General features: G+C 59.9%; 1 protein-coding gene. It reads left to right on the top strand.

Annotated elements, in window-relative coordinates:
- Positions 1 to 606 (top strand): IS3 family transposase (locus IFT63_RS17460; RefSeq protein ID WP_192085258.1); only part of this gene is annotated, 606 nt, incomplete at its 5' end.
- Positions 607 to 658 lie beyond the last annotated feature (52 nt).

Raw genomic sequence — 658 nt, 5'->3', positions numbered from 1 at the left:
CGAGAAGCGCGCTTGCTGGTGCCCCAGCGTCGCGCGTATCACAAGACGACCGATAGCCATCATCGCTTCCGCAAGCACCCCAATCTGCTCAAATCCGGTGAAGGGTGCATCGTTCCCAGCGGCTGCGAACAGGTGTGGGTGGCTGACATCACCTATCTACCAACAGATGGGAAGTTCGTTTACCTGAGCCTTGTTGCCGATGCGTGGTCACGCAAGATCGTAGGCTGGAGCGTGAATGAGACGCTGCAGACCGAACATACCGCGCAGGCATTGGAGATGGCCCTGAAAACCCGGAGAACGAGGCAACGGCTGATCCACCATTCGGATCGGGGCATCCAGTACTGCTCGGACAACTATCAGAAGATCCATGCCAAGCACGGCCTGACCTGCTCCATGACCGACGGCTACGATTGCTATCAGAACGCTCTGGCAGAGCGGATCAACGGGATCCTCAAATGCGAGTTTCTGCTCCGTCGCCCACGGGACCTGGGACAGGCGCGGCAGATGGTGGCTGAGGCAGTGGAGATCTACAACGCCGAGCGCCCCCACCTGTCCCTTAAAATGCAGACGCCCGATGCGATGCACCGGGCGTCCTTGGCCGCCTGACGACGGCCGGATCATCCACCCCATAGGTGTCAACCTATGGCAGGACGGGTCA

The organism is Stenotrophomonas sp. CFBP 13724 (assembly GCF_014841975.1).
Classification (GTDB): domain Bacteria; phylum Pseudomonadota; class Gammaproteobacteria; order Xanthomonadales; family Xanthomonadaceae; genus Stenotrophomonas; species Stenotrophomonas lacuserhaii.
This window is presented reverse-complemented; position numbering and strand designations above follow the sequence as displayed.